The sequence below is a fragment of the Pseudomonas sp. P4_C3 genome, assembly GCF_056402075.1.
This window is the reverse complement of sequence record NZ_JBFUIC010000288.1, coordinates 1-4,973: the sequence shown is the minus strand read 5'-3', so window position 1 is coordinate 4,973 and position 4,973 is coordinate 1. Positions and strand designations below refer to the sequence as shown.

Below are 4,973 nucleotides of genomic sequence, written 5' to 3'. Positions count from 1 at the left end.
CGGCTTCGGCCGGGTTTTTTGTGCGCCACCCAAATCCCTTGTAGGAGTGAGCCTGCTCGCGATAGCAATCTGCCCGACACATCAATGTTGAAAGTGCCGACGCTATCGCGAGCAGGCTCACTCCTACAAGGGATTTGGGTGGCGCACAAAAAACCCGGCCGAAGCCGGGTTTTGCTTTAACCGATCACTGCATCCAGGGCGGAGGCGGTTCTTCGGTCTTGCCCGGCGGCGCATCGTCCGCCGCGCGTACGGCTTGCTTGCGCTCTTCATCCAGGCGCGCGGCCTCGATCTCGCGCATGATTCCGCCCACGTCGGCCAGCTCTTCCGTGTCGGCGAACTCGCCGGTCAGGACACTGGCCGGGTGCAAGGTGCCAGCTTCGTACAAGGCCCACATTTCCTTGGCGTACTTGGTCTTCTTCAACTCCGGCGCAAACCGCCCGAAGTAGGACGCCATGTTGCCCACATCGCGCTCCAGCATGCTGAACGCGTGGTTGTTGCCCGCCGCATCCACTGCTTGCGGCAGGTCGATGATCACCGGGCCGGTCGGCGTCAGCAGCACGTTGAACTCGGACAAGTCGCCGTGCACCAGACCGGTACACAGCATCAGCACGATCTGGGAAATCAGATACGCGTGATACTCGCGGGCCTGGTCCGGCTCCAGCACCACATCGTTCAGACGCGGCGCGGCATCGCCGTATTCGTCGGCCACCAGCTCCATCAGCAGTACGCCTTCGAGGAAGTCGTACGGCTTGGGCACCCGCACACCGGCATTGGCCAGGCGGAACAGCGCCGCCACTTCGGCGTTCTGCCAAGCGTCTTCGGTTTCCTTGCGGCCAAACTTCGAGCCCTTGGCCATCGCACGGGCCTGACGGCTGTTGCGCACCTTGCGGCCTTCCTGGTATTCGGCCGCCTGACGGAAACTGCGTTTATTCGCCTCCTTGTAGACCTTCGCGCAACGTAACTGGTTACCGCAGCGCACCACATAAACAGCTGCTTCTTTACCACTCATGAGTGGGCGCAGCACCTCGTCGACCAGACCGTCCTCGATCAGGGGTTCAATGCGTTTTGGAGTCTTCATCAGCTTTTATTGTGGGTCCTTTATTACCAAACACGCGAAAGTCATTCGTTATACGGCAATCCACCCACGGGGGGGAGGGGTTACCGACTTATGAGTATTGCACAAGCGCACAATGTGCCGATTTCATCAGGAAAAACCGACGACCGTCACGGCTCGCTCCAGATCATAGCCGAGCCTGCGTCACTTGTTGTGCAAGGGTATTGAGGGCAATAGCGACAGGAGCTGACATCACAACTCACACCTTCCGTAGGATTTTTCCCATCGGGCCTCAATTTCCTCCGACTACAGCCGAAGTCCTTAGTGACAAAGTGATTTGTCCGACAATCGCTCCCCCAATAATGGCGATGCCGCACTCAAGGACCCGGGTTGACCAAGAACGTTTACGCCTGCCAATAAACCGCGAGTCATCTGCACTGCGTGGGCCTATAAGAAAATCTGGAGCGCGGATGAACATCAAACAGAAGTTGACCTGGGCGTTTGCAATCATCGCCTGCCTGCCCGTGGTGCTGGTCGCCACCCTCGTTGTGCTGAACCTGCGCAGTGATGCCAGGGACGAATTCGTCGACGGCAGTGCCCGCGAGATTCGTCAGGTCAGCAACGCCATGCAATTGTTCTTTGACGGCATCAGCCAGAACGTCGATTACCTGGCCAAGCAGCCGCTGATCCGAAACTCCGACGACAGCCTCAAGACTTACATGGCCGCCAACGCCGAGAGCGTCCCTCAGGGCGAGGCGGACAAGAAAGTCTTCACCCTGCTCCAGGACTTGGGCAACAGCCACCCGGCCTACGCCTACGCCATCCTCGGCACGGCGGCGGGCGGCTACGTGTCGTGGCCGGATGATCCGAAGTTGAACAATTACGACCCGCGCCAGCGCCCCTGGTACAAGGCGGCCCAGGCCAAACCGGGCAAGCCGTTGCGCACCGAGGCCTATTACTGGGCCCAGGACGACGCGACCTACGTCAGCACCGTGCGCACCATCGACAACAAACTGGGCACCAACGGCGGTGTGGTCAGCATCGACGTGACGCTCAAGCAGCTCACCGAAATCGTCAAGCAGATCAAGCTCGGTGAAACCGGCTACCTGATGCTGCTGGAAAACACCGGCATGGTCCTGGTGGATCCGAAACAACCGGAACACAACTTCAAACCGCTGAACAGCCTTGGCGACGGCTACGCGCAACTGGCCAAGGCCGGCAAGGGCCTGGTGGAAGTGGAGTTGAACGGCGAACACTACATGGCCAACGTCTGGCCGTCGGAGCAACTGGGCTGGACCTTCATCGGCCTGATCAAGCAGGACGACGTGATGAGTTCCGCGACCCAGTTGACCTGGTTGATCGCCATCATCGCCGCCGTCCTGGCCGTCATCTTCGCCATCGTCGGCGCCAGTTTTGCCAGCCTCATCGTGCGCCCGATCCGCAGCGTGGCCAGCGGCCTGGAAGGCATCGCCCAGGGCGAAGGCGACCTGACCCAGAACCTGCAAATCCGTGGCAACGACGAAACCGCGCAACTGGCCAACTGGTTCAACCAGTTTCTGACGGCGATTCGCAACCTGATCCAGAACATCGGCGGTGCGGCGGGCAAGATCCTCGACACATCGAAGAGCTCGACCCAGGTCTCCAGCGACATGGCCGAAGCCGCCGGACGCCAGCGTGAGGCAGTGGACATGGTCTCCACGGCGTTCCACGAAATGGTCGCCACCGCCAACGAAGTCGCGCGTTCTTGCAGTCAGGCGGCGGAGTCTGCCGACAGTGGCCAGCGCCAGGCGCGCGAAGGTCAGCAGCAGATCGATGCGGCGGTGAACAGCGTTGATCGCCTGAGCCAGGAAATCGAACAGTCGGCCCAGTCGATGCAACAGCTCGAACGCGACAGCAACGACATCCAGTCGATCCTGGGGACCATCCGCTCGATCGCTGAACAGACCAACCTGCTGGCGCTGAACGCCGCGATCGAAGCGGCCCGTGCCGGTGAACAGGGGCGCGGCTTTGCCGTGGTGGCTGACGAAGTGCGGGCCCTGGCCAAGCGCACGGCCGACTCCACCGCAGAAATCGACGGGCTGCTGGGCAACCTGGCCAAACGCACCAGCCAGGTGACCCAGCAGATGCACGCCAGCCTGGAAGTGTCCCAGCAATCGGTGACGCGCATCGGCGAGGCGCGCAACAGCTTCGGGCAGATTCGTGAGTCGGTGGACGTGATCCGCGACATGAACACCCAGATCGCCACGGCGGCGGAACAACAGCATCAAGTGGCCGAAGACATCAACCGGCACATCAGCCAGATCCATGGCGATGCGCAGTTGGTGGCAGAACTGGCCAACTCGGCGCGCCTGGATTCCCAGAGCCTGGCCGGGTTGTCGAATGAGCTGGACGGGTTGGTGCGCAGGTTCCGTACCTGACCAGCTGGCACACCATCACCCCCTGTGGGAGCGGGCTTGCCCGCGATGGCGGTATATCAGTCAACATAGATGTTGAAGCTGATGGCCTCTTCGCGAGCAAGCTCGCTCCCACAGTTGTTCTGTGTTCAGCGTTCGATAATGGCGGTCACGCCCTGCCCGCCCGCAGCACAAATCGAAATCAGTCCCCGCCCCTTGCCCGCCACATCCAGCAACTTCGCCAGATTGGCGACGATGCGTCCGCCCGTAGCCGCAAACGGATGCCCCGCCGCCAGCGAACTGCCCTTGACGTTGAGCTTGCTGCGGTCGATCGAGCCCAGCGCCGCATCGAGACCAAGACGGGTTTTGCAATACTGCGGATCTTCCCAGGCCTTCAATGTGCACAGCACTTGCGCGGCGAAGGCTTCGTGGATTTCGTAGTAGTCGAAATCCTGCAAGGTCAGGCCATTGCGCGCTAGCAAACGTGGCACGGCGTAGACCGGCGCCATCAACAACCCTTCGGCACCGTTGACGAAATCCACCGCCGCCGCTTCGCCGTCGCGCCAGTAGGCAAGAATCGGTAACCCGCGTGCCTTGGCCCATTCCTCACTGCCCAGCAGCACCAGTGACGCGCCATCGGTCAGCGGCGTGGAGTTGCCTGCGGTCAGGGTGCCCTTGGCGCTTTTCTCATAGGCTGGTTTGAGCGCGGCGAGCTTTTCCAGCGTGGAGTCCGGGCGCAGGTTGTTATCGCGAGTGAGGCCCATAAATGGCGTCATCAGGTCGTTGTGCCAGCCCTCGGCGTAGGACGCGGCCAGTTTCTGATGGCTCTCGAGCGCCAATTGATCCTGTGCCTGGCGAGGGATGTTCCAGGTCTGGGCCATCAGCTCGCAATGCTGGCCCATGGACAACCCGGTGCGCGGCTCGCCATTGCGCGGGAATTCGGGGATCAGATGCTTGGGACGCAACTGCAGGAAGGTTTTCAGTTTGTCGCCGGTGGTTTTCGAGCGGTTGGCTTGCAGGAGGATTTTGCGCAGGCCCTCACTGACACTGATCGGCGCATCCGAGGTGGTGTCCACGCCACCGGCAATGCCGCAGTCGATCTGGCCCAGGGCAATCTTGTTCGCCACCAGCAACGCCGCTTCCAGCCCGGTGCCGCACGCCTGCTGGATGTCATAGGCCGGAGTGGCCGGCGACAGTCGCGAACCGAGTACGCACTCGCGTGTGAGGTTCATGTCCCGCGACAACTTGAGCACGGCCCCGGCGACCACTTCGCCGATGCGTTGGCCGTGCAGGTTGTAACGTTCGATCAGGCCTTCGAGGGCGGCGGTGAGCATCACCTGATTACTGGCCGTGGCGTAGGGGCCATTGGAGCGGGCGAAGGGAATCCGGTTACCGCCGATGATCGCGACGCGACGCAGTTGGGTCATGAAATGCTCCTGATGAAATAGCCAAAATTGAAACTACCCCCTGTAGGAGCTGCCGAAGGCTGCGATCTTTTGACTTGGCTTTTAAAAAATCAGATCAAA

The 4,973-nt window shown here is 61.1% G+C and carries 3 protein-coding genes and 1 pseudogene; 2 read left to right on the top strand and 2 right to left on the bottom strand.

Going from position 1 to position 4,973, the window contains the following annotated elements; translation table 11 throughout:
• Positions 1 to 184: 184 nt before the first annotated feature.
• A complete protein-coding gene (locus AC1DVH_RS25830; protein ID WP_477756189.1) occupies positions 185 to 1,078 on the bottom strand; it encodes a PA4780 family RIO1-like protein kinase in 894 nt (297 codons plus the stop codon).
• 338 nt (positions 1,079 to 1,416) lie between these two features.
• Between AC1DVH_RS25830 and AC1DVH_RS25825 the strand changes: the two are divergent.
• Both AC1DVH_RS25825 and AC1DVH_RS25820 read left to right on the top strand, forming a co-directional pair.
• Positions 1,417 to 2,613: pseudogene (locus AC1DVH_RS25825) on the top strand (cache domain-containing protein); the annotation flags it as partial.
• Positions 2,614 to 2,703: 90 nt separating this feature from the next.
• Positions 2,704 to 3,471 (top strand): methyl-accepting chemotaxis protein, encoded by a 768-nt coding sequence (locus AC1DVH_RS25820; RefSeq protein ID WP_371319548.1) that lies wholly within the window; start codon positions 2,704 to 2,706, stop codon positions 3,469 to 3,471.
• Positions 3,472 to 3,596: 125 nt separating this feature from the next.
• Here the strand turns inward: AC1DVH_RS25820 and AC1DVH_RS25815 are convergent, their stop codons facing one another.
• The gene (locus AC1DVH_RS25815; RefSeq protein WP_477756188.1) at positions 3,597 to 4,874 is read right to left on the bottom strand and encodes an acetyl-CoA C-acetyltransferase; all 1,278 of its coding nucleotides are present in this window, start codon (positions 4,872 to 4,874) and stop codon (positions 3,597 to 3,599) included.
• Positions 4,875 to 4,973: the final 99 nt, after the last annotated feature.